Origin of the sequence: Agromyces luteolus, assembly GCF_009729855.1 — a bacterium.
Lineage (GTDB): Bacteria > Actinomycetota > Actinomycetes > Actinomycetales > Microbacteriaceae > Agromyces > Agromyces luteolus.
In genome coordinates this window covers 20,779-47,207 of sequence record NZ_WODA01000017.1, presented here as the reverse complement: position 1 = coordinate 47,207, position 26,429 = coordinate 20,779, and the positions used below count along the sequence as shown (strand labels likewise).

The window sequence follows — 26,429 nt, the reverse complement described above, 5'->3', positions numbered from 1 at the left end:
CGTGGACGCCCGCACCTTCCTCCAGCTGGTCCGCGCGCCGGCGGGGTTCACGGTGCTCGGCGACGCGACCGCGGGCATGGCCGCGACCGGGCGTCGCGGCATCCGTGCTCGGCTCGGCCTGCCAGTCGCCTCGGTGCTCCTCTACTGGGGCGGGATGGCGCTGAACGACGCCGCCGACGCCGAGCTCGACCGCGTCGAGCGCCCGGAGCGGCCGATCCCGTCCGGCCGGGTGTCGCGACGGGCCGCCATCGCGACGGCCGGCGGGCTCACGATCGCGGGCATCGCGGTGGCCGGGCTCACGGGCGGCCGCACCTCGCTCGCCGTGGCCCTCCCGCTCGCCGGTTCCATCTGGGCGTACGACCTCGCGGCCAAGCGGGGCGCGCTCGGCCCGCTCGTCATGGCCGCCTGCCGCGGGCTCGACGTGCTCCTCGGCGCGGGAGCGGACGGCGCGGCGGCCGCGACCCGCCCCGCGCTGGTCATGGCGGCGCACACCGCGAGCGTGACGGCGCTCGCGCGCGGCGAGGTGCACGGCACGCACCCGGCGGTGGCCTCGGTCGCCGCGGCATCCACGGCGGGTTCGGCGCTGGCCGCGGTGCGGCCGAGGGCGGATGCCGCGGGCGTCGTGTCGTGGGTCGCCGCCGCCCGGTTCGCCGTCCCGACCCTCCGGGCGCAGGCCGGCGCGATCGGCACGCCGAGCGGCCCGGTCGTCCGCGACGCGACGCGACGCGGCATCTTCGCGATGGTGCCGCTGCAGGCGGCGCTCACGGCCCGCGCCGGTCGCCCGGTCGACGCCGTCGTGCTCCTGGCGATCGACGCGCTCGGCCTGCTGCTCACGCGTCGCGGAACGAGGGGGCGTGAGATCACGTGACGGCTCCGACCACGCTCGCCCGGCCGGTGCTGGGCTACGGCACGAACGGCCTCGCCGACCATCCGCTCGGCGACGCGCTCGACGTCGTGCAGGCGAATGGCTACGGCGCGATCGCGCTGACCCTGGGCCATCCGCACTTCGATGCGTTCACCGACGGATGGCGCGACCGCGCGCGACGCCTGGGCGACGAGCTCCGCGCCCGCGGCCTCAGGGTCGTCGTGGAGACCGGGGGTCGGTACGTGCTCGACCCCTTCCGCAAGCACCGACCGAACCTGCTCGACGACGCCGCCGGGGCCGAGCGGCGCGTGGCCTTCCTCGTGCGCGCGATCGACGTGGCCGAGGTGCTCGGCGCCGACTGCGTCTCGCTCTGGTCGGGCGTGCGGCCCGAGGGAGTCGACGCGTCGACGGCGTGGGCGCGCCTCGTCGAACGGATGTCCCGGGTCGTGGTCGCCGCTCGGACGCACGGGGTGCGCCTCGGGTTCGAGCCCGAGCCCGGCATGCTCGTCGAGACCGTCGCCGACGCGCTGCGACTGCGCGCCGACCTCGGCGACCCGCCGGAGTTCGGGCTCACGGTCGACCTCGGGCACTGCGTCGTGGTCGAGCCCGGCGGGGTCGAGGCCGCCCTGCGCGCCGCGGGCGACCTGCTCGTGAACGTGCAGGTCGACGACATGCTGCCGGACGCGCACGAGCACCTCGAGCTGGGAACGGGCGCGCTCGACCTCGGGCTCGCGTTCCGCACGCTCGCCGAGCTCGGCTACGACGGCGTCGCGGCGGTGGAGCTGCCGCGGCATTCCCACGCGGCGCCGCGCCTCGTGCGGGAGAGCATCGCACGACTGACCGAGGTCATGGAGAGGATCGGGTGATCAGCATGCACGAGTCGACCACGGCCCGAGCCGGCGGGCCGGGCGGGCGCGGGGGAGTCGCCGCGTCGCTCGCGCGTGCCGGCGCTCCGGCGATCGTCGTCGCCGACGAGCTCGAGACGCGCTACCGGAGCGGCGACACCGAGGAGCGCATCCAGGTGCTCGGCGTGCTCGACCGCATCGTGGAGGAGCAGGCCGCGCCCGACCTCGTTCGCGCCGTCGGCATCGACCTCGTCCGCGACGCGCTCCGGACGAACGACCCGCGACTCGTCGCGGCGGCGATGGGCCCGTTCGCCGGCCGCCATCTCGGCGACCACGACTGGCGGCACGGCGTCGTCAAGCTCGTCTTCATGGGGGTGCCGCTCGCGGGCGTCGCGCGGCTCCACGAGCGCGCCGACGACGAGCTCGCCCGCATGGCCGAGGACCTCGCCGAGGAGCGCGAGGCAGCCGGTCGCCCGATCCCCGACGACCTCCGGGCGCTGCTGCCCGCGCCGGCGGCGGCCGGCTCCGACGCATCCCTCGAGAAAGGACGCTGACCGTGCGCATCTTCGACCCGCACATCCACATGACCTCGCGCACGACCGACGACTACGAGGCGATGTACGCCGCGGGGGTGCGCGCCGTGGTGGAGCCGGCGTTCTGGCTCGGGCAGCCGCGGACGGGCGTGTCGAGCTACCTCGACTACTTCGATGCGATCACGGGGTGGGAGCGGTTCCGCGCGTCGCAGTTCGGCATCCGCCATCACGCGGCGATCGCGTTGAACCCGAAGGAGGCGAACGACCCGCGCTGCCGGGAGGTGCTGCCCGAGCTCGGCCGGTACCTGCGCCGCGAGTCGGTCGTCGCGGTCGGCGAGACCGGGTACGACTCGATGACGCCCGAGGAGGACGAGGTGCTCGAGACGCACCTCGACCTCGCGAAGCGGCACGGCCTGCCGGTCGTCGTGCACACGCCGCACCGCGACAAGAAGCACGGCACGCAGCGCACGCTCGACGTCGTCGCGAACTCGGGCATCGCGCCCGAGTTGGTGGTGCTCGATCACCTCAACGAGGTCACGGTCGACCTGGTCGCCGAGCGCGGCTGCTGGATGGGCTTCTCGATCTACCCCGACACGAAGATGGACCCGCAGCGCATGGTCGCGATCCTCCAGCGGCTCGGCACCGAGCGGATGCTCGTGAACTCGGCCGCCGACTGGGGCCGCTCCGACCCGCTGCTCACGGCGGAGACCGGCCGGGCCATGCTCGACGCCGGCTTCGGCGCCGCCCAGGTCGACGGGGTGCTGTGGGAGAACCCGGTCGCGTTCTACGGGCAGAGCGGCCGGCTCGACGTGACCCCGCTGCCCGGGTTCGAGCTCGGCGGCGACGCGGAGCTGTTCGAGGGCAACTCGATCCTCCGCGGTGCGGCCGCGATGCCGGCGGAAGCGGAAGCGACGGCGGGGGCGAGCTGAGCGTGCACCTCTCCTACTGCACCAACGTCCACCCGGCCGAGGACCTCGCCGGGGTGATCGCGCAGCTGCACGCGGCGGCGGGTCCGATCCGGCGGGCGGCCGGGCTCGGCGTGCTGGGCGTGGGCCTCTGGCTCCCGGCGCCGCTCGCGGCGCGGCTCGCGACCGAGCCCGCCGCGCTCGAGGCGCTGCGCGCGGCCCTCGACGAGGAGGGCCTGGAGGTGCGCACGTTGAACGCGTTCCCGTACGCGGCCTTCCACGCCGAGGTCGTGAAGCTCGACGTGTACCGGCCCGACTGGACCGATCCCGCGCGGCTGGAGTACACGATCGACGCCGCGCGAGTGCTCGCCGCGCTGCTGCCGGCGGGTGCCGAGGGCAGCATCTCGACGCTGCCGCTCGGGTGGCGCGAGGGGTGGGATGCCGCGGCCGACGCCGCCGCCCTCGTCGCGTTGGGGGCGCTGACCGCCGAACTCCGCGCCATCCGTGCCGAGACGGGACGCGTCATCCGCCTGGCCATCGAACCGGAGCCGGGCTGCGTGCTGGACGACGTCGCCGACACGGTCGCGTGGCTCGGCGCGCACCGCGACCGGGTCGACCTCGAGCACGTCGGCATCTGCCTCGACACCTGCCACCTCGCGGTGTCGTTCGCCGATCCGCGGGCCGAGGTGGAACGCATCGCCGCGGCGGGCATCCGGGTCGTGAAGGTGCAGGCGTCGGCGGCGCTGCACGTCGAGCGACCGGGCGACCCGGCGGCACGCGACGCGGTCGCCGGGTACGCCGAGGACCGCTACCTGCACCAGGTGCGCGAGGATGCCGCGGGCGGCGTCATGCGCGTCGACGACCTGCCCGAGGCGCTCGACGCGCTGCCCGCGGCGGCGCCGTGGCGCGTGCACTTCCACGTGCCGCTGCACCTCGCACCCGAGCCGCCGCTGACGTCGACCACCGACGTGCTCGAGACCGCGCTCGACGCGGTGGCCGCGACGCAGACGGTGGACGAGTTGCACGTGGACGTCGAGACGTACACGTGGTCCGTGCTGCCGGGGTCGCCGCCCGACCTCGTCGAGGGCGTCGCGGGCGAGTTGCGCTGGGCGGCCGGCCGCCTCGCCGAGCGGGCGGAGCAGCCGGCGTGACCGCGAAGGTGCTCCTCCTCGACGTGGTCGGCCTGACGGCCGACGCGCTCCGCTCCATGCCGCGGATGTCGCGGCTCGCCGCGCAGGGTTCGCGCGCCGAGCTCGGCACCGTGCTGCCCGCGGTCACGTGCTCGGTGCAGTCCTCGGTGCTGACCGGGCGGATGCCGCGCGAGCACGGGGTCGTGGGCAACGGATGGTACTTCCGCGAGCTCGGCGACGTGCTCCTCTGGCGGCAGCACAACCGGCTCGTCGAGGGCGAGAAGCTCTGGGAGACCGCCCGGACGCGCGCCGGCGGCGACTACCGGAGTGCGAACCTGGGTTGGTGGTACGCGATGGGCGCGAGCACCGACCTCACGGTGACGCCCCGCCCGATCTACCACGCCGACGGCCGCAAGTCGCCCGACTTCTACGCCCGCCCGCCGGTGCTCCACGACGAGCTCCGCGACGCGCTCGGCGAGTTCCCGCTGTTCCAGTACTGGGGGCCGACCGCGTCGATCCGGTCGACGCAGTGGATCGTCGACGCCACCCGCCAGGTGCTCGACCGGCCCGACGCGCCCGACCTCACCATGGCGTACCTTCCGCATCTGGACTACGACCTCCAGCGCTTCGGCCCCGACGCGCCCGAGGCGGCGCGCGCCGCCGCCGACCTCGACCGGGCCATGACGCCGCTGCTCGACCAGGCCGACGCGCAGGGCGTCACCGTCGTCGCGCTCGCCGAGTACGGCATCGCAGGCGCCGACCGGCCCGTGGACGTCAACCGGGCCCTCCGCCGCGAGGGCCTCCTCGAGGTGTACGTGCAGGACGGCCGCGAGCAACTGGACCCGTGGACCTCTCGGGCGTTCGCCGTCGCCGACCACCAGGTCGCGCACGTCTACGTCGCCGACCCCGCCGACGAGCCGCGCGTCGCGGCGATCCTCCGCGGGCTCGACGGCGTCGACGAGGTCCTGGATCGCGAGGCGCAGGCCCGGTACGGTCTCGACCATGCCCGGTCGGGCGAACTCGTCGCCGTCGCCGCGCCGGGCGCGTGGTTCACCTACTACTTCTGGCTCGACGACGATCGCGCACCCGAGTACGCGCGGGGCGTGGACATCCACCGCAAGCCCGGCTACGACCCCGCCGAGTTGTTCTTCGACCCGGCCGACCGGCTCGCGAAGGCCAAGGCCGCGGGCAACCTCGCCCGCAAGGCGCTCGGGCTCCGCTACGCGATGAGCACCGTGCCGCTCGACCCGTCGTGCGTGCGCGGCACCCACGGCCGCCTGCCCGACTCGTCGGCCGACACCCCGCTGCTGCTGAGTTCCGACCCGGCGTTCCTGGACGGCGCGGGGGACCGCGTGCCGGCGACCGCCGTGCGCGACCTCGTGCTCCGGCACCAGGGCCTCGGCGAGCGGATGCCGCAGCCACCCGTGCGCGACCGTGTCGCGCCCCGATGACCACCGAACCCCGAGAGAGGATCCGAGCATGACCGACACCCCAGCCACCCACCCCGTCACCCTGTTCACCGGGCAGTGGGCTGACCTGCCGTTCGAGGAGGTCGCGCGCCTGGCCTCGGAGTGGGGCTACGACGGCCTCGAGATCGGCATCGGCGGCGACCACCTCGACACGAAGCTCGCCGACGAGGAGCCCGGCTACCTGAAGGAGAAGCAGGAGCTCCTGAAGCGCTACGGCCTGGAGGTCTACGCGATCTCGAACCACCTCACCGGCCAGGCGGTGTGCGACGACCCGATCGACTTCCGCCACCAGGCGATCGTGCGCCCGTACACCTGGGGCGACGGCGACCCCGAGGGCGTGCGCCAGCGCGCGGCCGAAGACCTCAAGCGCACTGCCCGGGTTGCCCGGAAGCTCGGCGTCGACACGGTCGTCGGCTTCACGGGCTCGAAGATCTGGCAGTACGTGGCGATGTTCCCGCCGGTCCCCGCCGACGTGATCGACGCCGGCTACGAGGACTTCGCGAACCGCTGGAACCCGATCCTCGACGTGTTCGACGACGAGGGCGTGCGCTTCGCGCACGAGGTGCACCCCTCCGAGATCGCGTACGACCACTGGACGAGCGTGCGCACGCTCGAGGCCATCGACCGGCGGCCGGCGTTCGGCTTCAACTGGGACCCGAGCCACATGATGTGGCAGGGCGTCGACCCGGTCGGCTTCATCTGGGACTTCCAGGACCGGATCTACCACGTCGACTGCAAGGACACGCGCATCCGGACGGCGAACAGCCGCTCCGGCATCCTCGGCTCGCACCTGCCGTGGGGCGACCCGCGCCGCGGCTGGGACTTCGTCTCGACCGGGCACGGCGACGTGCCGTGGGAGGACGCGTTCCGCGCGCTCGACGCGATCGGCTACACGGGCCCGATCTCGGTCGAGTGGGAGGACGCCGGCATGGACCGCCTGCACGGCGGCCCGCAGGCCCTGGAGTACGTGCGCTCGCTCATCTGGCCGCGGCCGACCGCGTCGTTCGACGCCGCGTTCTCGAACCAGTAACGGGCGGCGACGGGGCGCCGGAGGTCAGTACCACTTCGCGAAGGACTGGTAGCGCGAGAACCCGGACGGGGAGTCGACCTCGCCGGGCGGCCAGTACCCGTCGGAGAGCCATCCGTAGGCGTACTGGAAGCGGCCCATGCCGCCCGAGAACGGCGACCCGGCGGCCGGATGGCACATGTGCCCGCAGTAGTCGTCGACGAAGGAACCGAATGCACGCGCCGACTGGGCGTGCCCGACCGTGGCGTACTGGCTGCCGGGCAGGCCCAGGTCGGTGCCACCGAGCAGGTCGTGCACGGCGCGATGGTCGGCGTGCAGGTTCTCGTAGCCGGTCGCCCCGTCGTTGAAGAACCCCGCGCCGATGACATCGCCTTCCAGCTGCGTCGGGAACCGGTCGACGAGCGTCCTGGTGGTCTGCACGGCCCACAGGACCTCGTCGACGGTGAGGGCGCCCAGGTCGAAGGTCACGACGGCCGCGTCCGATCCGACGGCGACCTCGAACCCGTCGGCCACGACCACCGTGCCGGCCTCGTCCCGGCTGAGCGGGACGGGCACCTCGCGGCCGTCGAACTCGATCGGTCCGCCGGTGAGGCGTTCCGCGTCGCCGACCGGGCCGACCCCCGCGGAGTGCACGAACTCGCGCCAGCTGTCCATGCGGTGCTGCTTGCAGCGGTCCGAGTACTGCACGCCCGTCGGCTGCGGCTGCGGAAGGTACTGGAGCGAGACCCACGGGTTGTCGACCGGTTCCCCATCGCAGAAGCGCGTGGATTCGCCCGTGGTGAGCACGACCAGCACGTCGTACCGGCGGGGGTCGCGGACGCCGGAGATCGACCACGACGCGAACTCGTCGTCGGGGTGGGCGATCAGCGTGTACCGGAGGACCCGCCCCGAGTCGGGCAGCCACCACGACACGCGCCGCGCGGCGTCGACCGTCGTTCGCGGCGCCGCGCCCGGCGTGACGAGCAGCAGCGGGCTCTGCCGGTCGCCCGCCACCGCGCCGGCCGCGATGCTGTCGGGGAACTTCGACCCGGTCGCCAGCACCAGGCTGGGCGTCGTGGCCGCGAAGAACCGGTCGGCGACGGCAGCGGCCGTCGCGTACCGGTCGACGCCCGCGATCCGCTCGACGCTCCCGCCGGTGATCTCGGCGATGCGAGTCGCCACCGTGTCGCTCACGACATCCGGGCCGCCGACGACGTGGACGACCGGTGGATGCAGCCGGCGCAGCTGCACCTCGGTCGCCGTCGGCACCGCGGTCCTCGTCACGAGCAGGGTCGGCGCACCTTCCCCTGCGGCGGCAGGACCCGCGGCGAGGGCGTCGGGGAAGTTCGTGCCCGTGGCCGCGAACACGGCCGGGGCATCGTCGAAGAATCGGCGGGCGAGCTCCGCGGCCGTCGCGAACCGGTCGACCCCGGCGACGCGCTCGACGTCCGCGTCGGGCAGGATCGCTCGAACCGCGTCGACGACCCCGTTCGAGACGGCCGCCTCGCCGCCCATGACCCAGACCCGGCGGGGGGCCAGACGGGACAGCTCGGCCCCCACCGGCCCGGGCAGCCGCGTGGACCGCGTCAACAGGACCGGACCGCCGCGCGCCCCGGCCACTGCGGAGGCCGCGAGGCCGTCGGGGAAGTCCTCGCCGGTCGCGAGCCAGACGTCGCCCACTCCGCGATCGAAGCGCGCTGCGAGCTCCACGGACGTGAGGTATCGATCAGCGCCGCCGGCGCGCTCGGGCGCCCGATCGGCCACGGACGCGACCGTCGAGAGCGCGACCTCGGGGACGACGTCGGGACCGCCCGCGGCCATGACGGAGCCGACGATCCGGTCGCCTGCCGGGGCCTGCTGGATACCGGCCTCCAGGGATCGGTCGGGCGAGGCGGGCGCGAGCGCGTGCTCGAGGACCGTGCTGGGACGGTCGGGCGGGCCGACACGCGCCGGCGGATCGTCGGGGCGCGCGGGCGGCTCCCGGGCGGCGACCTCCGGCGGGACGGGTGCGTTCGGCACGACCGATGGGATCGGCTGGTCCGGCGGGCCGGCGTTCGCCGCGTTCGCCACCTCGCCGGCCGTCAGCGGCGTGACGGGCATCGCCGCGACGGCGCCGAAGGTCAGCGCGAGCACGAGCGCCGCGCCGGCTGCGCTCGACCCCCGCATGCCCCGCCTCCGATCGTCTGCGGGCGGTGCCACGGCGTCGCCGCATCCGGGTGCAGGGGCCGTCGGGGTCACCGCCGAACGGCGGGCTGGGGTCGCCGGAACGGTTTCGGTCCTCGTCTCGAACCTACGCCGACCCGGGTCGGCGTGAAGCCCCCAAGACGGGCCACACGGGGCATCGGGTGCGTGCGCCGAACGCCGCCGCCGCCCCTACGATCGAGGTCATGCGACCCGAACCGACGGCCGCGCGGCGCGCCCCGCGCGCGGCGGCCCGAACCCCGCGCACCCCGATGCGACCCGGTCGCGACCTCTCGCGGCCGCTGCCCGCGGGATTGAGCTGGGGCGTGCTCGCGGCGTTCGCCGGCGCGGTCGCGGTCGGCGTGCTGGTCGGCGCGGTGCCATGGTGGCTCGCCGCGTGGTACGGAGCGGCGAGCCTCGTCGCGTTCACGGCGTACGGCGCCGACAAGGCGGCCGCGCAGCGTTCTGCGCCACGCGTCGCCGAGCAGACCCTGCACCTCGTCGACCTCGCCGGCGGCTGGCCGGGGGCGATCGTCGCCCAGCAGCTGTTCCGGCACAAGACGCGCAAGCGCAGCTTCCGTCGGAGCTTCTGGGGCACGGTCGTGGTCAACGCGCTGCTCGCCGCGGGGCTCGTCGCGCTGCTGGGCTCGCCCGGGGTCGTCCCCGGCGGCATCCTCGATCTGGTCGGTCGCTGAGCGGGACCGGTGGCCCGACGGCGCCCGTCCGTCCTGTGGTACCGTGCGCGCGAAAACGGCAGTCGGACCCCGCCCGGCACGCGGTCGGGCGGTACGGCTCGCCCGAAACGGGGGAAGACCAATGCAACGTCGCAACGGGGTCCGCAGCAGGCTGACCCGACTCGCCGCACTCGCCGCTGCCGCCGTCGTCGCCGTGGCACTGACCTCCGTCGCTCCGGCGTCCGCCGCGCCGCCAGGGGGCAACAACGGCGGCAAGGACATCGCCTCGACGACGGAGAACTACCTCACCACCTTCTATCCGATCTGGTTCACGCACTTCCAGACCACCGAGCTGCCGGTGCCGGTCAACCACTTCATCGGGCCCAACGAGATCTCGCCGGTCTACCAGGCGGTCGTCGCGATCAACGACGACACCCTGTACGCGAGCTCGCCGCTCGACGTCGGCGACGACCCGGTCGGCGTCGTCGTGCCGGCGACGCCGGTCGCCTACTCGGTGCTCCTCGTCGACCCGTACGGCAACGTCTATCCGTCGGGCATCCCGTCCCGGAAGGCGGGCGAGGGCACGGAGACCCTCGAGTACGCGCTGATCGGTCCGGACGCCTCGGACGACCTGCTGGGCGCGGAGGTCGTCCGGCTGCCGCTCGAGCACATGATCATGATCTTCCGGGTCGACAAGCACATCGGCACCGAGGACGTGACGGCCGAGGCCGAGACGTTCCGCACGGGCATCCTCGTGAACGGCGTCCCGACGGCCGTCAAGCCGGTCGAGGAGTTCGGGGTTCCGGTGAAGACGATCGCCGACGAACTCGTCCGCCTCGCGCCGATCGAGTTCCTGCGCCAGATGCAGGTCGCGGTGGCCGACGACGGCTGGACCCCGCCGCTCACCCGCCAGGAGCAGAAGCTGTCGGACGACTTCGACCGGCTCTTCGGGGACGGCTCCGGCCTCACGCCCGGAGAACGCGCGCAGTTCGCGCAGGGGGCGCGGTCGGCGCACGACGCCCTCATCGCCAACTACCTCGACCACCGGGGCGCGACCAACTGGACCCACTTCACCAACATCGGCGAGTGGAAGAAGAACGTGCTCGATCGGGCGTCGATCACGGAGTTCTGCCAGTACTGCAACACGATCGAGACGGCCGCGTACTACCACGCGTTCTTCGACGGCAACGGCGCTCCGCTCGACGGGTCGAACGCGAACGGCTACGTCCTGACGTTCCCGGCCGACGCGATCCCGGAGGCCGAGCGCTTCTGGTCGCTGACGGCCTACACGCCGCAGGCGATCCAGCCGATCCCGAACGCGATCGACAAGTACGTGGTCGCGAGCTACACCGAGGGTCTCCAGAAGAACCCCGACGGCTCGATCTCGATCTACATGTCGGTGACGCAGCCCGACGGCGTGCCGGAGGCGAACTGGCTCCCGGTTCGCGACGGGGCGTTCAACGTGATGCTGCGCATCTACGGCGTCGTGCCGAAGAGCGACATCGCGAAGGACAAGTACCTCCCGCCGGCCATCCAGCAACGCTGAGGCTCCGGCCGACGGCGCCCGCCCACCACGCCGGTGGGCGGGCGCCGCCGCGTGGCGGGGTCGTGCCGACGGATGGCCCGGATCGGCCATGCGCGGATGGCCCGGACTCGCGATGTGCCATGAGCCGGTGCGGAGTGGACTCGAAGGGTCGATCCGCCCCTCGGGGCCAGAACACCGGGAGTCATCATGTCCACCGCCATCGCACCCGCACCGGTCGCACCCACGCGCGTCGCACGTGCACCGCTCGCACCTGCACCGTCAGTGCGGACGCCGCACGCACCCGTCCCCGTCGCGTCCGCCCCAGTCGCCTCGCCCTCGCCCTCCGCCGAGGACGCGGGCTCGCTCGCCTACGCGTCGATCGCGCACGGCGCGTCGCGCGGGTACTACCGCGTGCTGTTCGAGTCCGGACCCGTCGACGCCACCGCGTTCGCGACGCTCGTCGGCGTCTCCCGGCGCGAGTCGGAGCGCTGGCTGGCCGAGCAGCTCCGATTCGGGCTGCTGCGACCGGTCAATCCGACCTCCGGCCCAACCGCCGAGGCCTACCTGCCCGGCGAGTTCGTTCCCATCCTCCTCGACGCCCGCGACCCGGCCGAGCTCGACTCGGCGCGCCGCATGCTCGCAGCGCGCGCCGACGACCTGCCGCAGGTGCTGCGGACGCTGTGGACCGGGTCGGAGCATCCCGCCGAGCACCTGTCCCGCGGCATCGGCCGGCTCTGGGCGCGGATGTTCGCGGCAGCGCGGTGACGGCCGGCAGGCGCCGCGCCGCTGGCCCGAGCATCGCTCGCGTTCCTAGACTGGGGCCGTGGAGGCCGCAGACCAGGTCGTCCGATACGCCGATCACGACGGCGCGTCGATCGCGTGGTCCGCGGTCGGCCGCGGCCCGCCGCTGGTCCTCGGCGGATGGTGGTGCAGCCACCTCGACCTCGACTGGCGGCAGCCCCGCTTCCGGCGCTTCGCGTCCGGCCTCGCGGAGGGCCGCACCGTCATCCGGTACGACCGGCCCGGGACGGGCGCATCCGATCGGGGGCGGATGCCGCCGCGCACCCTCGACGAGGAGCTCGCGGTCCTCGAAGCGGTGCTCGACGCCGTCGGCGTCGAACGGGTGTCGCTCTTCGGCGCGTCGTCGGGCGGCGGCGTCGCCTCCCTCTTCGCGGCGCGGCATCCCGACGCCGTGGACCGGCTCGTGCTCTACGGCACCTACGCCCGAGGCGCCGACCTGGCGCCGCCGGCCGCGCGCGAGGCACTGCTCGCCGTCGTCCGGCAGCACTGGGGGATCGGATCTCGGGTGCTCTCGGACCTGTTCGAACCCGATGCGACCGCCGCGGAACGCGACGAGTTCGTCGAGTTCCAGCGCCGCGCCGCGACCCCGGAGGTCGCGCTCGCGTCGCTCGCGGAGGTCTACGCCATGGATTCGACGCCCCACCTCGGCGACGTCAGGGCGCCGACCCTCGTGCTGCATCGCCGCGACGATCGCGCGATCGCGTTCGCGCTCGGGCGGGACGTCGCCGAGCGGATCCCGCACGCCCGATTCGTCCCGCTCCTGGGCGAGGACCACTTCCCCTGGCGGGGCGACGCCGACGCGATCGTGCGCGAGACCCGTCGATTCCTCGGCGACCGCGTCGAGCCGGCCGGCGAGACGGATGCCTCGACCCCCGGCGCATCGGGCGGGTCACCGACGGGCGCGCCGCACCTGACCGACCGCGAGCGCGAGGTGCTGCGGCTCGTGGCGCGCGGCGAGACCGACGCCGAGATCGCCGCGCACCTCGTGCTCTCGGTGCACACGGTGCACCGGCACGTCGCGAACATCCGCTCGAGGCTCGGGGTGCCGTCGCGCGCCGCAGCGGCGGCCTGGGCGCTGCGCAACGACCTCATCTGAGCGGCGCCCGTCGCGCGCCCCGCGGAGGTGGGCGGATGTCGCGGCCGGAGGGCAGGGCCGCGGCATCCGCCCGGTCGGCTAGGCCCGCTCGGTCACCGTGCCGTGCGTGAGGTGCAGCCGACGTTCGGCGCGCCTGGCGACGGCCGAGTCGTGGGTCACGATCACGAGCGTGAGCCCGCGGTCGCGGTGGAGGCCCTCGAGGAGGTCCATGATCTCGTCGCGGGTCTGCTCGTCGAGGTTGCCGGTGGGTTCGTCGGCGAGGAGCACGTCGGGTTCCTTCACGAGCGCGCGCGCGATCGCGACCCGCTGCTGCTGACCGCCCGAGAGCTCGCTCGGGACGTGGTGCGCGCGATCGCCGAGGCCGACCGAGGCGAGGGCCTCGGTCGCGCGTCGGCGGCGTTCGTCGGCGGCAACGCCGAGCGGTTCGATCGCGGTCTCCACGTTCTCCTGCGCGGTGAGCGTCGGGATGAGGTTGAAGCCCTGGAAGACGAAGCCGATCTCGGTCGCGCGGATCCGGCCGAGCTTCGTGTCGGGCATGCCCGACAGGTCGGCCTCGCCGAGCGCGATGCGGCCGGAGGTCGGGCGGTCGAGGGCACCGAGCATCTGCAGCAGCGTGGACTTGCCGCCGCCCGTCGGCCCCTGGATCGCGACGAGCTGGCCCGTCGGGATCGACAGGCTCACGTCCTTCAGGGCGTGGATCGTGCGTTCCTTCTGCCGATAGGTCTTCGTGACGTTCTCGAGGGTGTACATGTGCTGGTCCTTCTTCCGGTGTCCGGTGGGTGCGGTGACGGATGCCGCGGGGGTGCGTCGGTGCCGTCGGGAGGCTCAGGCGACGCTGCGGAGCGCCTCCGCGGGGCGCAGCCTGCTGGCGCGCCATCCGCCGATCGCACCGGCGAGCAGGCCGCCGACGACCGCGAGGCCGACCGCGAGGGCGACCACGCCGAGCGTGACGGGCGCGTTCAGCACGACCTCCGTGGTCTCCTGCGCCGCGGCGAATGGTCCGCCGCCGCCGAAGCCGCCCGGGCCGCCCGCGCCCTCGGCGCCGGCCGCCAGCGGCGAGGAGGTGGTCGCGAGGCTCGGCGAGATCGCGTTGATGATCGCGATGCCGATGAAGCCGAGCGCGAGGCCCGCGGCGCCGCCGATCAGGCCCTGCACGAGCGACTCGCCCGCGACCTGCCCGACGATGCGGCGGTCCGACCAGCCGATCGCCTTGAGCGTGCCGAACTCGCGCGTGCGGCGCGTGACGCCCTGGATGGTGAAGAGGATCGCGATGAGGAACGCGGCGGCGAGCACGGCGATCGAGAGCCAGAGGCCGAGGCTCGAGATGAGCGACGACGCGCTGCCGAGGGAGCCGGAGACGCTCGCGGCGAGGTCCTCCTGCGTGCTCACGGTCTGGTCGGGGAGGGCCTCCTCGAGGTCGGCCTTCACGGCCGGGATGTCGGAGGCCGACGCCGCCTGGACCGAGATGTCGGAGACCTGGCCGTCCATGCCGGACAGGGCCTGGGCCACGTCGAGCGGGATGTACGCGTTCGACGCGGTCGCGGCATCCGCCGACGTCGAGGTCACGGTGCCGACGACCTCGAACTCGGTGCCGCCGAGCTCGATCGCGTCGCCCACGGCGACGCCCTCGGTCGTGGCGTACTCGGCGTCGAGGACGACGACGTACTCGCCGGCATCGCCCGAGTCGAGGCCGCGCCCGTCGGCGAGCTCGACCGCGCTGAGCGGCCCGATGGCCTCGGCGGCCGGGTCGACGCCGGTCACGGTCACGCTCGTCACGTCGAAGTTGCCGCCGCCGAACCCGCCGCCGGCGCCGCCCTCGCCCGGTGCGGGCGCGCCGGCGTCGCCCGAGGCCGCCTGGTCGCCGGCCGCCTGGTCGGTCGGGCGCTGCGGCAGCTCGCCGTCGAAGGTGACGTTGGTGAGGCTCAGGGTCGCGGATGCCGCGGCCACGCCGTCGACCTCGAGCACGGCGTCGAGCGTCGACGCGTCGAAGGTCGACGATCCCGGCCCGGCGGTCAGCCGCGAGTTGCTCAGCGCGGTGGTGCCGTCGTCGTCGGTCGCGCCGTCGTCCTGTCCGAACTCGAACCGGACGCCGCCGCTCGGGCCTTCGCCCTCGCCGGGCGCCGTGGGCGCCTGCGAGACGGTGAGGTCGGTGCCGACGCCGTAGACGGATTCGAGCACGGCGGCCTGCGCATCGCGCACGCCCCCCGAGACGGCGTTGACGATCATGACGAGTGCGATCGCGAGCGCCATCCCGACCGCGACGATCGCGGTCTGCCGGCGGCGCCCGGCGAGTTCGCGCCGGAGGTAGGTGAAGAACATGCGGGGTCCTCATCGGGTCGTTCGGCCCACGGCGATCGCGGGCCCGGCTCGGACGCTACGAACGTGGACTGTGCCGCACCGATGGCGACCCTATGGATCGCGTATGAGATCGGATGGCACGGTTCATTGCGGGATCACAGGCGGCATCCGTCGCCGTCATAGGAAGCGCACAGGAATTCCCGCATACTCGGAAGGCATGAGCATGGAGACCGGCACCGGAACCGCGCACCGACCGCAGATCGCGAAGGCGGACGGCAGCGCCGTGCGCGTCCTCGTCGTCGACGACGAGAACTCGCTCACCGACCTCCTGAAGATGGCGCTCCGCTACGAGGGCTGGGAGGTCCGGACGGCCTCCGACGGCCTCGGCGCCGTGCGCGTCGCCCGCGAGTTCCGGCCCGACGCGATCGTGCTCGACATCATGCTCCCCGACATCGACGGGCTCGAGGTGCTGCAGCGCGTGCGGGCCGACGGCACCGAGACGCCCGTGCTCTTCCTCACCGCGAAGGACTCGCTCGACGACCGCATCGCGGGCCTCACCGCGGGCGGCGACGACTACGTCACGAAGCCCTTCAGCCTCGAGGAGGTCGTCGCGCGCCTCCGCGGGCTCATCCGCCGCTCGACGCTCACGCTCGCGCAGGCCAAGGACCCGGTGCTCCGCGTCGGCGACCTCTCGCTCGACGAGGACTCGTACGAGGTCGAGCGCGACGGCACCCCGATCGAGCTGACCGCGACCGAGTTCGAACTGCTCCGCTTCCTCATGCGGAACCCGCGCCGCGTGCTCTCGAAGGCGCAGATCCTCGACCGCGTCTGGAACTACGACTTCGGCGGCAAGGAGTCCGTCGTCGAGCTCTACATCTCCTACCTCCGCAAGAAGATCGACGCGGGCCGCGACCCGATGATCCACACGGTGCGCGGTGCGGGCTACATGCTGAAGGCGGCCGGATGACGCATCCGGGCGCTCCGGGGTACGCGGCCGCCGCCCGGCGCGCCGCGTCCGAGCGTGCGCAGGCGACGGATGCCGCGGGCGGCGGCAGCGCGTCCGCGACCGGCGGCGCCGAGCCATCCGTCTCGCACTCGCCCGACGCGCCCCAGCGGCGCGCGCCCCGGACGCTGCGGCGCACCCTCGTCATCGTCATGGCCGCGCTCGTGGTGCTCGCGAGCGTCATCGTCGGCGTCGTGAGCACGGCCGTGCTGCACGGCCAGCTCGTCGCCCGGGTCGACGGGCAGCTGCACCAGGCCACCGAGCGCGCCGCGCGCGCGGTCGACGACGACGAGCCGAACGAGCAGTTCCCCCGTCCGGACATCGGCGCCGAGGAGCTGCTGCGCATCCCCGGCCAGCCCGTCGGCACCATCGTCGCGCTGGTGACGAGCGAGCAGGAGCGCGTCGTCGCCGCGACCGCGACGATCGACGAGGACGGCGACATCGTGCAGCTCTCGCCGAGCGCCCAGGTCTCGCTCGCGTCGATCCCCACCGACCGCGAGCCCGTCACGATCGACCTCGACGGACTCGGCGACTACCGCGCCATCGGCGTGCCGCTCGTGCAGGACTACGCCTACGTGGTCGCCTTCCCGCTCGCCGACGTGAACGCCACGACCACGCAGCTCGCCGTCACGATCGCCATCGTCGCGCTCGCCGCGACGATCGCGGCCCTCGCGCTCGGCGCGCTCATCGTCGGCCGGGCGCTGCGCCCGCTCGATCGCGTCACCGAGACCGCGACGCTCGTTTCCGAGCTGCCGCTCGCGCGCGGCGACGTGGCGCTCCCCGACGACGTGCCCGTCGACGACGAGCGGACCGAGGTCGGCCGGCTCGCCACCTCCTTCAACCGCATGCTCGGCCACGTCGCCGCGTCGCTGTCGGCCCGCGAGCAGTCCGAGCGCAAGGTTCGCCGCTTCGTGGCGGACGCCAGCCACGAGCTCCGCACGCCGCTCGCCTCGATCCGCGGGTACTCGGAGCTCACTCGGCTGCACGGCGGCGAGCTGCCGCCGGACGTCGTGCACGCGCTCGGCCGCATCGAGTCCGAGTCGCTGCGGATGACCGAGCTCGTCGAGGACCTGCTCCTCCTCGCCCGGCTCGACGAGGGACGCGAGCTGCGGCGCGAGCCGGTCGACCTGACGCGGCTCGTGATCGACGCGGTCGGCGACGCGCAGGTGGCCGCACCGGGCCACGAGTGGCGCGTCGAGGTGCCCGACGACGAGGTGACCGTGACCGGCGACGCGAGCCGGCTGCACCAGGTCGTCGCGAACCTGCTCGCGAACGCCCGGGTGCACACGCCGGAGGGCACGGAGGTCGTCGTCCGCGTGGCGCGCGTGCGCGCGGCATCCGCGGCCTCGGCTCCGGCCCGCGTGCGGGTGACGGTGACCGACGACGGGCCCGGCATCGATCCCGCCGTGCGGGCGAGCCTGTTCGAGCGGTTCGCGCGCGGCGACGCGTCGCGCTCGCGCCGGGCCGGCAGCACCGGCCTCGGGCTCGCGATCGTGCGGGCCGTCGTCGAGGCCCACCGCGGCACCGTCGAGGTCGCGAGCGAGCCCGGCCGAACGGAGTTCGCGGTCGAGCTGCCCGCCTGACGACGGCCCCGAGGCCCGAACGGACGGCCCGGTGCGGCTCAGCCCTCGGTGATGCGGCGGAGCACGTCGGCGACGACCCGCAGGTCGTCGACCGAGCGATCCTCGAGCGCCGAGCGGAGACGCTCCTGGTTGCGGGAGCGGACCGCGTGGAGTCGCTCGACGGCGGCAGGAGTCGCGACGAGGACGCGGGCGCGCGCGTCGCGCTCGTCGACGCGGCTCTCCACGAGCCCGGCCTCCTCGAGCTGCCGGACCTGCCGGCTCACCGCGCTCTTGTCCATGTCGAGCTGCTCGGCGACGACGTGCGCGTTCGTCTCGCCCGCGCGGGCGATCATGCTGAGCAGCTTGTACCCGGCCGGCTGCAGGTCGGGATGGACCCGCTTCGCCGATTCCGACCACACCGTGCGCGCCCGGTTGAAGAGCACGCTGAACTGGTCCTCGACGGCCGCGATGGCGGCGTCGAGCTCGGGGTCCGCGGTCATGACGGCCATGCTAGCGACGCGCCCCCGCGGCATCCGCGCTGTCGACCGACGCGACCGACCCGGTCGCGGCCGAGACGGGCTCGCGCCGGACCTCGGCGTCGCACGACTCGGCCGAGGGGACCGGCGCGCCGATCTCCGCCTCCGCGAGGTCGATCACCGCGTCCTCGGCCTCCTCCGCGAGCGACTCGGCCGCGGTCTTCGTCGAGAGGGGCTTGTTCGGGAGGAACGCGATCGCGATGAGCGAGAGCACCGCGAGCGGCACCGCGATCCAGAAGGCGTCGGCGATGCCGTGGCCGTAGGCCGACTCGATGATCACGCGGATCGTGTCGGGCAGCTCGTGCACGTTCGGCACCGCGCCGCCGGAGAGGCCCTGCAGCGCCTCGACCTCGCCGGGCGTCGACGGCACGAAGCCCGCGAAGCCGGTGGCGATGTGGTCCTGCACCTGGGTCGCCAGCAGCGAGCCCATCACCGTGACGCCGATGGTGCCGGCGATCGACCGGAAGAAGTTCACGTTCGACGAGGCCGCGCCGAGCTGCGACACCGGGGTGTCGTTCTGCACGACGAGCGTGAGGTTCTGCATCACCATGCCGAGTCCCGCGCCGAGCACGACCATCGCGACGCTCACCCAGAGGTAGTCAGTGTCGTAGCGGAGCGTGGTCATGAGGAAGGTGCCCGCGACCGTGAGCGCGGCACCGAGGACCATGAAGCCCTTCCACTTGCCGAACCGGCTGATCAGCGCGCCGATCAGGATGGAGGCGCCCATCTGGCCGACGATCAGCGGGATGGTCATGAGACCCGACTCGGTCGGCGTGGCGCCGCGCGCGAGCTGGAAGTACTGCGCGAGGAAGACGCTCGTGGCGAACATCGAGACGCCGATCGCGATCGAGGCGATCACCGCGAGTGCGAAGGTGCGGTTCTTGAAGAGGGCCATGGGCACGATCGGCTCGGCCACGAAGAACTCGACGACGACGAAGGCGACGATGCATGTCGCGGCGACGCCGACCATGACGAGGCTCGTCACCGAGCTCCACTCGAACTGGCTGCCGCCGAGCGTGACCCAGACGAGGAGGAGGGAGACGCCGACGGCCATGAGGATCGCCCCGGCGTAGTCGATCTTCACCGCGCGCCTGGGCAGCTGGGGGAGGTGGAGCGTGACCTGGATGAGCACCAGGGCGATGATCGCGAGGGGGAGCGGCAGGAAGAAGTTCGCGCGCCAGCCCCAGGCATCGGTGACGACGCCGCCGAGGAGCGGACCGCCGATGGTCGCGACGGCCATGATGCCGCCGACGACGCCCATGTACTTGCCGCGCTCGCGCGGCGAGATGATGAGCGCGACGATGATCATGACGAGCGACATGAGGCCGCCGGCGCCGAGGCCCTGGATGACGCGGACGGCGATCAGGGTCGTCGTGTCCTGCGCGAAGCCGGCGATCGCGGTGCCGACGACGAACAGCCCGATCGCGAGCTGCAGCAGCACCTTCCGGTTCACGAGGTCGGCGAGCTTGCCCCAGATGGGCGTGGAGACGGCCGTCGCGAGCAGGCTCGCGGTGATGACCCAGGTGTAGGCGGCCTGGTCGCCGCCGAGGTCGGCGATGATGCGGGGCATCGAGGTCGAGACGACCGTGCCCGAGAGCACCGCGACGAACATCGTCACGATGAGGCCCGACAGGGCGATGAAGACCTCGCGCGGCGTGCGCGAGGGCGCCTCGGTCGAGGCGACGGAAGCTGCTGCTGCTGACACGAGAGTGAGGTCCTCCGAGAAAGTTGATCGTCGTCAACCATATGACTGTAGTTGAACTCTGTCAACTTTGGATGTCGGTCAACTATTCCCCGGACGCAGCCGGGAGGCCGTCAGGGCGTCGGGGGCACGGCGGGCTGGGTCGTGAACCAGAAGACGTCGGTGTCGGCCGGCGGGGGGATCGGCGCCCCGCTCTTGTCCCGGATCACCGTGTGGACCACCTTCCACTCGGTGCGGACGGCGTCGACCGTCACGACCGTGTCGCCGCCGTCGACGCTGCGCCGCACCGTGAACTCGGCGGCATCGGGGCGGCCCGAGGCCGCCTTGGCCTCCGCGATCGCGGCGGCGTCGTCGGGCGGCGCGGCCGTCGAGATCGTCGCGGGGATCACCGCGGCCGAGCCGTCGTCCTGAAGCTTCTTGAAGGCGAAGTGGTACACGAAGTCCGCGCCGGTGCGCTCGCGCTTGACGAAGGCGATCGAGGTCCCGCCCTGCTCCGCGATCTGCTTCAGCTGCTCGGCGAAGCCCGCCTTGAACGCCTTGTCGTTCGGCGCGGGGACCGGTCCGCGGAACGCCTCGAACGTGACCGCGTCCACGGTCCGCTTCGCCTGCGCCGCGACCCCCGACCAGAACTTCGCGTCGGAGTTCGCGACGTGCGTGCCGTACTTCGTCGAGAACTCCGTGGCGAGCGCCTTGCGCGAGAGCGTGCTCTTCCCCGGACGTTCGACGAAGTACTCGGCGAGCCGCTCCGCACCGCCGCCGAAGAACTGGGCGTGGGTCGTGGTGGTCAGCGCGGCGCGGCCGCCGAACGCCGAGTGCAGGGTCGCGACCATCCGCTGGCTGCGGCCGATGTTGCACCCCTTGATCACGATCTTCGTGGCGTCGTCGATGACGTCGGCGCTGACCGTGGTGAGCTTGCCCTGCTTCACGGCGGCCTGCGCCGTGTCGAACTGGGTCGGGGTCCCGCCGGACCTCGTCACGGGGAGTGCGACGTTGGGCGGCGTGTCGGGCGTCACGCCCAGGTCGAACATGAGGCGGCCGTCGGGGTGTCCGTGGGACACGATGATGAGCAGTCCGACCGGATCCCCGGACGCGTTGACGGTGCTCAGGACCGCCTCGAGGGTCCTCGCCTGCTCCAGGTGCGAGTTCGCGACGCTGCCGTGCTTGGCGCGGTAGAACGCCTCCGCCTCCGTGAAGAACCGGTTCTTCGTGCCGGGCGGGTCCGCGCCCATGATGAACACCCACGTGTGCCGCGGCTTCGGCGGAGCGGCCGGCGGCGCGGCACCGCCCTCGTCACGTTGGAGTCGCAGGCCGCCGAGCAACGACGAGACGGCCCGGTTCCCGGCGACCGCCTCCAGTGCGGCCGCGCCCGCGCCCGCCATCCGTGCCGGCAGGTCGCGGGAGTGCGACGCCAGGCGGTCCGCGGGGGCGAAGGGCTCCGATCCGCGCGCCGAGGAGCGCCGACCCGTCGCGGCATCGCCGCTGACGGGCTCGCGGTCGCCCGCCCTCGAGCGCATGGCCTCACCCCGCATCTCAGGATCGTCCGCTCGGGCGGCCGCGTCGAGCGCCGACCGCGCACGCTGCCCGATCGGGCAGGTTCGCCATCGATTTGGCCGCGGCCGCGGCATCCGTTATCGTGTTCTGAGCCGAAGACCGCTGGTTGTCGTGTTCGCGTGCGAATCCGACCGAAGTCCTGTGAGAACAGGTGCCCGCGCAGGTGTGACGAAGACTTCCCGGGTTTCCCGAGCCGAGCTCCGCGCAACTGCGCCGGAGCTCTTTTTCTTTCCCAAGATCTGCACCAGCGCTCCAAGGCCGTGCATCGCCACCGCGATGCGCGTTGAAGACACAAGGAGTGGCCATGGCGAACAAGGAAGCCTCGGTTGCCGAACTCACGAACCTGTTCGAGAGCTCGACCGCCGTTCTGCTGACCGAATACCGCGGCCTCACTGTTGCCCAGCTCAAGACGCTGCGCAAGTCCATCAGTGGGGACGCGAGCTACGCCGTGGTGAAGAACACGCTGACCAAGATCGCGGCCAACAAGGCCGGGATCTCCGCGTTCGACGACGACCTCAAGGGCCCGTCGGCGATCGCGTTCGTGCACGGCGACCCGGTCGCCGTCGCGAAGTCGCTGCGTGACTTCGCCAAGGCGAACCCCCTCCTCGTGGTCAAGGGCGGCTACTTCGATGGCAAGCCCCTGACCGCCGAAGAGGTAGGCAAGCTCGCCGACCTCGAGTCCCGCGAAGTGCTCCTGGCGAAGCTCGCCGGCGCCTTCAAGGCCTCGCTGTTCGGAGCCGCATATCTGTTCAACGCACCGCTCTCGAAGGCCGTCCGCACGGTCGACGCGCTGCGTGAGAAGCAGGAGTCCGCTGCGTAGGCGCGAGCCTCTCAAGCGGTGAGTTACCAGGAAATCTAAGGAGAAGAATCATGGCGAAGCTGTCCACTGAGGAGCTGCTCGAGCAGTTCAAGGGCCTGACCCTCATCGAGCTCTCGGAGTTCGTCAAGGCGTTCGAGGAGACCTTCGAGGTCACCGCGGCCGCCCCCGTCGCCGTTGCCGGCCCGGCCGCCGCCGGCGGTGGCGCCGCTGCCGAGGAGGTCGAGGAGAAGGACTCGTTCGACGTCATCCTCGAGGCTGCCGGCGACAAGAAGATCCAGGTCATCAAGGTCGTCCGCGAGCTCACCTCGCTCGGCCTCGGCGAGGCGAAGGCCGTCGTCGACGGTGCTCCGAAGGCCGTGCTCGAGGGCGCGAACAAGGAGACCGCCGACAAGGCGAAGGCCTCGCTCGAGGAGGCCGGCGCGACCGTCACCCTCAAGTGATCGCCGCCCTCGCGAGAGGGTCGCAGCTTGAGGTGACCCGCGTCACCTGAACACACGGATGCCCCGTGCCGATTCGCTCGGCACGGGGCATCCGTCGTCTCGCTCGACTCAGTCGTGTTCGCTGCGGACGAGGAGCGCCTCGATCCCGGCGTACGTGTTCGGCCCCGGCACGCCGTCGATCGGGCCCGAATAGCCCCCGCGCTGGGCGATCCGCTGGATGCCGCGCCATGTGTTCGGTCCGGCGACGCCGTCGATCGGCCCCGTGTAGCCGGCGCCGGCGAGGATCGTCTGGACTCCGCGCCACGAGTTCGGCCCCATGACGCCGTCGTAGGGCCCGAAGTACCCGCCGATCCGGCCCATGGTCTGGAGGGCGCGATAGGTGTCCGCGTCCGGGATCCCGTCGACGGGTGTCACGTAGCTGAACGGCGCGAGCAGGCGCTGGACGCCCATCCACGACTGGACTCCCATGACCCCGTCGACCGGTCCGGCGTAGCCGCCGAGCGCCGCGAAGCGCTGGAGCGCCCGCCAGGTGTTGCTTCCGGGTGCGCCGTCGATCGGGCCGGTGTACCCGTAGCCCGTGACGAGCCGTTGCAGCGCCCGCCAGGTGTTCGGGCCGGGACTTCCGTCGTTGGGCCCGTCGTACCCGCCTCCGCGGGCCAGTCGCTGCAGTGTGATTCCCTCGGCGCTCATGATGCCCTCCTTCGTCCGAGTCGGGCCTCACGCCATCCGCTCGGTGCCGGATGACGGCCCACGGCGGACGTTACGGACGGCACGACGGGGATGCCACCGGGCTGACCCTGAGACGGCTCGCGCGGCCCGCGTCAGCGCGCGACGAGCGACCTCGCCGACGGCGCCGTCGTGCTGCTCCGCACCACGAGCCTCGTCTCGAGCGGCCGGTCGAAGTCGGGGAGCCCGTCGGGCGTCACCGGATCGGCGTCGCCGGTCGGCTCGCCGAGGAGCCGCATCACGGCGTCGACCGCGAAGCGGCCCTGCACGCGCGGGAACTGCTCGATCGTCGTGAGGCCATACAACTCGGCGTGCTCGTGACCGTCGAAGCCCACGATCGAGAGGGACCCCGGCAGGGAGATCCCCAGTCGTTCGGCGGCTCGCATCGCGCCGAACGCGACCTCGTCGGACGCGGCGAAGATGGCGGTCGGTCTGGTCGCCGGATGCCCGAGCAGTTGCAGCGCCGCCGCGTATCCGCCGGGCAGCGTCATCTCGGCCTCGACCATGCCGTCCGACTCGCCGACCGGGTGGAGGTCCGCCTCGCGCATCGCATCGGCGAACCCCGCCCTGCGGAGCGCCTGCACGCTGCGCGCCGCGGATCCGGCGCCGGCCCCGGCGAGGTGGGCGATGCGCTCGTGGCCGAGGTCGATGAGGTGCTCGGTGGCGAGCCGCGCGGCGCCGCGGTCGTCGATGGCGAGCCGGGGCGCGCCGGGCCCGGTGCCGCCGAGCGCGATGATGGGCTTGCCGCGGCCCTCGATGACCTCGACCTCGCGCTCGGTGAGGTCGACGCCCACCGCGATGACCGCGTCGACCCGCTTGCGGGCGAGGAAGAAGTCGAAGACGCGGTCGCGGTCGGGACCCGAGAGGGCGAGGTTGTAGAGCGTGAGGTCGTACCCCGCGGCGAGCAGCGTCCGCTCCATGCCCTCGAGCACCTCGCCGAAGAACCAGCGGTTGACGAACGGGATGACGACGCCGACGTTCTTCGTCCGGCCCGTGACGAGGCTCGCGGCGTTCGGCGAGGCGATGTAGCCGATCTCGGCAGCGGCCTCGACGACCCGGAGGCGAGTGGCCTCGGAGACGTACCCGCGACCCGACAGTGCCCGTGAGGCCGTCGACTTCGAGACGCCGGCCAGGCGCGCGACATCCGAGATCGCGGTCATCACGCTCCCTCCATCGGGCTTGCGAACGGAGTGTACGCGAATCGCCGGAGGTGTGGAACCGGTGCCACACCCGAGCCATCCGTCACGCGATCGTGACCCGGCCAACCCTTGCCCGCCGCCGCCGCGGTCGCCTAGCGTGGGGTCTGGAACCGGTTCCCGGTTCCGCCCTGCACCACACTCAACGAGGAGATGACATGAGACTCACACGGCATCGCCGTTGGGCGGCCCCCGTCGCGGTGGCCGCGGCGGCCGGCCTGGCGCTCACGGCGTGTACCGGCGACATCGCGAGCGAGGACGCGGGCGACGTCGACTGCGCGGACTACGAGGAGTACGGCACCTTCGACGGCGCCGAGGTCACGATCGGTGGAACGATCCTCGACCTCGAGGCCGATCGGCTCGTCGAATCCTGGTCCGACTTCGCGACCTGCACCGGCATTTCGATCGACTACCAGGGCTCGAGCGAGTTCGAGGCGCAGATCGCGGTCCTGGCCGAGGGCGGCAACGCACCCGACATCGGCTTCGTGCCCCAGCCCGGACTCGTCCAGCGGCTCGCGGACGGCGGTTGGCTGATCCCCGGCTCCGAGTCGGTCGAGGCCAACGTCGACGAATGGTGGTCGGAGGACTGGAAGGGCTACGGCACCTACAACGACACCTTCTACGGCGCCCCGCTCATGGCGAGCATCAAGGGCTACGTCTGGTACTCGCCGGCGGAGTTCGAGGAGAAGGGCTACGAGATCCCGCAGACCCTCGACGAACTCTCCGACCTGGCGCAGACGATCGCCGACGAGGGCGACCACAAGCCGTGGTGCGTCGGCCTGGAGTCCGGTGAGGCGACCGGCTGGCCCGGCACCGACTGGGTCGAGGACTACATGCTGCGCCTGCACGGCGCCGACGTGTACGACCAGTGGGTGACCCACGAGATCCCGTTCAACGACCCGCAGGTGGCCGAGGCCTTCGACGCGGTGGGCGAGTACCTGAAGAACGACGACATGGTCAACGGCGGCATCGGAGACGTGTCGACGCAGATCACCGAGGCGTTCCAGACGGCCGGCCTGCCGATCCTCGACGGCGAGTGCTCGCTGCACCACCAGGCGTCGTTCTACGAGACCTTCTGGAACCCCGAGGGCGGCGACGAGAACACCGTGGCCTCCGACGGGACCGTGTTCGGCTTCCTGCTCCCGCCGGCCGACGCCGACGACCCGCTGTCGGTGACCGGTGGCGGCGAGATCGTCGTGGCCTTCACCGAGGCCGAGGAGGTCGAGGCGGTGCGCACGTTCCTCTCGAGCGACACGTGGGCGAACAACCGCGTCAGCCTGGGCGGCGTCATCAGCGCCAACCAGGGCGTCGACCCCGAGAACGCGTCGAGCGAGCTGCTCGTGCAGTCCATCGAGATCCTCCAGGACCCCGAGACCACGTTCCGGTTCGACGGCTCCGACCTGATGCCCGGTGCCGTCGGCGCCGATTCCTTCTGGAAGGGCATCGTGGCCTGGGTGAGCGGTGACAGCACCGAGTCGGTGCTCGACACGATCGAGGCCAGCTGGCCCAGCAGCTGATCGTCCGCGCGCCGCGCGCGCCCCACGGGTCGCACGCGGTATGACCGA

At 72.8% G+C, this 26,429-nt stretch carries 24 protein-coding genes; 16 read left to right on the top strand and 8 right to left on the bottom strand.

Features of this window, described 5'->3' with window-relative positions; translation table 11 throughout:
* Position 1 precedes the first annotated feature (1 nt).
* Genes GLX25_RS08940 through GLX25_RS08915 form a run of 7 tightly spaced genes read left to right on the top strand, consistent with a single transcriptional unit; the run spans position 2 to position 6,777 of the window.
* The gene (locus GLX25_RS08940) at positions 2-868 is read left to right on the top strand and encodes an SCO3242 family prenyltransferase (protein ID WP_271192519.1); all 867 of its coding nucleotides are present in this window, start codon (positions 2-4) and stop codon (positions 866-868) included.
* Positions 865-1,731 (top strand): sugar phosphate isomerase/epimerase family protein, encoded by an 867-nt coding sequence (locus tag GLX25_RS18515; protein ID WP_205719853.1) that lies wholly within the window; start codon positions 865-867, stop codon positions 1,729-1,731. Before GLX25_RS08940 ends, GLX25_RS18515 begins: the two co-directional genes overlap by 4 nt.
* A gap of 5 nt (positions 1,732-1,736) precedes the next feature.
* Positions 1,737-2,264, top strand: a complete 528-nt coding sequence (locus GLX25_RS18510) for an EboA domain-containing protein (protein WP_205719852.1) — start codon at positions 1,737-1,739, stop codon at positions 2,262-2,264.
* A 2-nt stretch (positions 2,265-2,266) separates the two neighbouring features.
* Positions 2,267-3,172, top strand: a complete 906-nt coding sequence (locus GLX25_RS08930) for a TatD family hydrolase (protein ID WP_166548637.1) — start codon at positions 2,267-2,269, stop codon at positions 3,170-3,172.
* A gap of 2 nt (positions 3,173-3,174) precedes the next feature.
* The gene (gene eboE, locus GLX25_RS08925) at positions 3,175-4,299 is read left to right on the top strand and encodes a metabolite traffic protein EboE (protein WP_166548636.1); all 1,125 of its coding nucleotides are present in this window, start codon (positions 3,175-3,177) and stop codon (positions 4,297-4,299) included.
* Entirely contained in the window at positions 4,296-5,729 is a 1,434-nt protein-coding gene (locus GLX25_RS08920) for an alkaline phosphatase family protein (protein ID WP_271192518.1), read from the top strand. Before eboE ends, GLX25_RS08920 begins: the two co-directional genes overlap by 4 nt.
* A gap of 28 nt (positions 5,730-5,757) precedes the next feature.
* On the top strand, positions 5,758-6,777 hold the full coding sequence (locus GLX25_RS08915; RefSeq protein ID WP_154345704.1) for a sugar phosphate isomerase/epimerase family protein: 1,020 nt from the start codon (positions 5,758-5,760) through the stop codon (positions 6,775-6,777).
* Positions 6,778-6,801: 24 nt separating this feature from the next.
* Here GLX25_RS08915 and GLX25_RS08910 read toward each other — a convergent pair whose 3' ends face one another.
* On the bottom strand, positions 6,802-8,919 hold the full coding sequence (locus tag GLX25_RS08910; RefSeq protein WP_155842160.1) for a cell wall-binding repeat-containing protein: 2,118 nt from the start codon (positions 8,917-8,919) through the stop codon (positions 6,802-6,804).
* 221 nt (positions 8,920-9,140) lie between these two features.
* On the opposite strand from GLX25_RS08910, the gene GLX25_RS08905 reads away from it, so the two are divergent.
* The 4 genes from GLX25_RS08905 to GLX25_RS18830 all read left to right on the top strand — a co-directional run bounded on the left by GLX25_RS08905 (position 9,141) and on the right by GLX25_RS18830 (position 13,030).
* Positions 9,141-9,629, top strand: a complete 489-nt coding sequence (locus GLX25_RS08905) for a DUF1294 domain-containing protein (protein WP_155842159.1) — start codon at positions 9,141-9,143, stop codon at positions 9,627-9,629.
* 121 nt (positions 9,630-9,750) lie between these two features.
* Positions 9,751-11,154, top strand: a complete 1,404-nt coding sequence (locus GLX25_RS08900; RefSeq protein WP_155842158.1) for a DUF1214 domain-containing protein — start codon at positions 9,751-9,753, stop codon at positions 11,152-11,154.
* A gap of 186 nt (positions 11,155-11,340) precedes the next feature.
* The gene (locus GLX25_RS08895; RefSeq protein ID WP_155842157.1) at positions 11,341-11,898 is read left to right on the top strand and encodes a hypothetical protein; all 558 of its coding nucleotides are present in this window, start codon (positions 11,341-11,343) and stop codon (positions 11,896-11,898) included.
* 58 nt (positions 11,899-11,956) lie between these two features.
* The gene (locus tag GLX25_RS18830; protein WP_166548635.1) at positions 11,957-13,030 is read left to right on the top strand and encodes an alpha/beta fold hydrolase; all 1,074 of its coding nucleotides are present in this window, start codon (positions 11,957-11,959) and stop codon (positions 13,028-13,030) included.
* A 78-nt stretch (positions 13,031-13,108) separates the two neighbouring features.
* On the opposite strand, the gene GLX25_RS08885 is transcribed toward GLX25_RS18830, so the two are convergent.
* Both GLX25_RS08885 and GLX25_RS08880 read right to left on the bottom strand, forming a co-directional pair.
* Complete coding sequence (locus GLX25_RS08885) at positions 13,109-13,780, bottom strand: ABC transporter ATP-binding protein (protein ID WP_155842156.1); 672 nt, start codon at positions 13,778-13,780, stop codon at positions 13,109-13,111.
* A gap of 75 nt (positions 13,781-13,855) precedes the next feature.
* A complete protein-coding gene (locus GLX25_RS08880) occupies positions 13,856-15,349 on the bottom strand; it encodes an ABC transporter permease (protein WP_155842155.1) in 1,494 nt (497 codons plus the stop codon).
* Between the two features lie 196 nt (positions 15,350-15,545).
* Between GLX25_RS08880 and GLX25_RS08875 the strand changes: the two genes are divergently transcribed.
* Entirely contained in the window at positions 15,546-16,295 is a 750-nt protein-coding gene (locus GLX25_RS08875; protein WP_155842154.1) for a response regulator transcription factor, read from the top strand.
* The gene (locus GLX25_RS08870; RefSeq protein WP_166548634.1) at positions 16,292-17,914 is read left to right on the top strand and encodes a sensor histidine kinase; all 1,623 of its coding nucleotides are present in this window, start codon (positions 16,292-16,294) and stop codon (positions 17,912-17,914) included. The genes GLX25_RS08875 and GLX25_RS08870 overlap by 4 nt, the downstream gene beginning before the upstream one ends.
* 38 nt (positions 17,915-17,952) lie before the next feature.
* On the opposite strand, the gene GLX25_RS08865 is transcribed toward GLX25_RS08870, so the two are convergent.
* The 3 genes from GLX25_RS08865 to GLX25_RS08855 form a co-directional block, all read right to left on the bottom strand.
* Positions 17,953-18,393 (bottom strand): MarR family winged helix-turn-helix transcriptional regulator, encoded by a 441-nt coding sequence (locus GLX25_RS08865; protein WP_166548633.1) that lies wholly within the window; start codon positions 18,391-18,393, stop codon positions 17,953-17,955.
* A 10-nt stretch (positions 18,394-18,403) separates the two neighbouring features.
* The gene (locus GLX25_RS08860) at positions 18,404-20,134 is read right to left on the bottom strand and encodes an MDR family MFS transporter (RefSeq protein ID WP_271192517.1); all 1,731 of its coding nucleotides are present in this window, start codon (positions 20,132-20,134) and stop codon (positions 18,404-18,406) included.
* A gap of 110 nt (positions 20,135-20,244) precedes the next feature.
* Complete coding sequence (locus tag GLX25_RS08855) at positions 20,245-21,660, bottom strand: hypothetical protein (protein WP_155842152.1); 1,416 nt, start codon at positions 21,658-21,660, stop codon at positions 20,245-20,247.
* A 326-nt stretch (positions 21,661-21,986) separates the two neighbouring features.
* Between GLX25_RS08855 and rplJ the strand changes: the two genes are divergently transcribed.
* A complete protein-coding gene (gene rplJ / locus GLX25_RS08850) occupies positions 21,987-22,502 on the top strand; it encodes a 50S ribosomal protein L10 (RefSeq protein WP_155842151.1) in 516 nt (171 codons plus the stop codon).
* Between the two features lie 50 nt (positions 22,503-22,552).
* The gene (rplL, locus tag GLX25_RS08845; protein ID WP_067947898.1) at positions 22,553-22,942 is read left to right on the top strand and encodes a 50S ribosomal protein L7/L12; all 390 of its coding nucleotides are present in this window, start codon (positions 22,553-22,555) and stop codon (positions 22,940-22,942) included.
* A gap of 108 nt (positions 22,943-23,050) precedes the next feature.
* On the opposite strand, the gene GLX25_RS08840 is transcribed toward rplL, so the two are convergent.
* Entirely contained in the window at positions 23,051-23,632 is a 582-nt protein-coding gene (locus tag GLX25_RS08840) for a peptidoglycan-binding domain-containing protein (RefSeq protein WP_155842150.1), read from the bottom strand.
* Between the two features lie 131 nt (positions 23,633-23,763).
* Positions 23,764-24,828, bottom strand: a complete 1,065-nt coding sequence (locus GLX25_RS08835; protein ID WP_155842149.1) for a LacI family DNA-binding transcriptional regulator — start codon at positions 24,826-24,828, stop codon at positions 23,764-23,766.
* 194 nt (positions 24,829-25,022) lie between these two features.
* On the opposite strand from GLX25_RS08835, the gene GLX25_RS08830 reads away from it, so the two are divergent.
* A complete protein-coding gene (locus GLX25_RS08830; RefSeq protein WP_155842148.1) occupies positions 25,023-26,381 on the top strand; it encodes an ABC transporter substrate-binding protein in 1,359 nt (452 codons plus the stop codon).
* Positions 26,382-26,429 lie beyond the last annotated feature (48 nt).

What these genes read in the sequence shown, in the direction of transcription:
- GLX25_RS18510 (WP_205719852.1), top strand. Translation starts at nt 1,737, where the DNA reads ATGCACGAGTCGACCACGGCCCGAGCCGGCGGGCCGGGCGGGCGCGGG.
- GLX25_RS08915 (WP_154345704.1), top strand. Translation starts at nt 5,758, where the DNA reads ATGACCGACACCCCAGCCACCCACCCCGTCACCCTGTTCACCGGGCAG.
- GLX25_RS08910 (WP_155842160.1), bottom strand. Translation starts at nt 8,919, where the DNA reads ATGCGGGGGTCGAGCGCAGCCGGCGCGGCGCTCGTGCTCGCGCTGACC.
- GLX25_RS08905 (WP_155842159.1), top strand. Translation starts at nt 9,141, where the DNA reads ATGCGACCCGAACCGACGGCCGCGCGGCGCGCCCCGCGCGCGGCGGCC.
- GLX25_RS08900 (WP_155842158.1), top strand. Translation starts at nt 9,751, where the DNA reads ATGCAACGTCGCAACGGGGTCCGCAGCAGGCTGACCCGACTCGCCGCA.
- GLX25_RS08895 (WP_155842157.1), top strand. Translation starts at nt 11,341, where the DNA reads ATGTCCACCGCCATCGCACCCGCACCGGTCGCACCCACGCGCGTCGCA.
- GLX25_RS08885 (WP_155842156.1), bottom strand. Translation starts at nt 13,780, where the DNA reads ATGTACACCCTCGAGAACGTCACGAAGACCTATCGGCAGAAGGAACGC.
- GLX25_RS08880 (WP_155842155.1), bottom strand. Translation starts at nt 15,349, where the DNA reads ATGTTCTTCACCTACCTCCGGCGCGAACTCGCCGGGCGCCGCCGGCAG.
- GLX25_RS08875 (WP_155842154.1), top strand. Translation starts at nt 15,546, where the DNA reads ATGAGCATGGAGACCGGCACCGGAACCGCGCACCGACCGCAGATCGCG.
- GLX25_RS08870 (WP_166548634.1), top strand. Translation starts at nt 16,292, where the DNA reads ATGACGCATCCGGGCGCTCCGGGGTACGCGGCCGCCGCCCGGCGCGCC.
- GLX25_RS08865 (WP_166548633.1), bottom strand. Translation starts at nt 18,393, where the DNA reads ATGACCGCGGACCCCGAGCTCGACGCCGCCATCGCGGCCGTCGAGGAC.
- GLX25_RS08855 (WP_155842152.1), bottom strand. Translation starts at nt 21,660, where the DNA reads ATGCGGGGTGAGGCCATGCGCTCGAGGGCGGGCGACCGCGAGCCCGTC.
- rplJ (WP_155842151.1), top strand. Translation starts at nt 21,987, where the DNA reads ATGGCGAACAAGGAAGCCTCGGTTGCCGAACTCACGAACCTGTTCGAG.
- rplL (WP_067947898.1), top strand. Translation starts at nt 22,553, where the DNA reads ATGGCGAAGCTGTCCACTGAGGAGCTGCTCGAGCAGTTCAAGGGCCTG.
- GLX25_RS08840 (WP_155842150.1), bottom strand. Translation starts at nt 23,632, where the DNA reads ATGAGCGCCGAGGGAATCACACTGCAGCGACTGGCCCGCGGAGGCGGG.
- GLX25_RS08835 (WP_155842149.1), bottom strand. Translation starts at nt 24,828, where the DNA reads ATGACCGCGATCTCGGATGTCGCGCGCCTGGCCGGCGTCTCGAAGTCG.
- GLX25_RS08830 (WP_155842148.1), top strand. Translation starts at nt 25,023, where the DNA reads ATGAGACTCACACGGCATCGCCGTTGGGCGGCCCCCGTCGCGGTGGCC.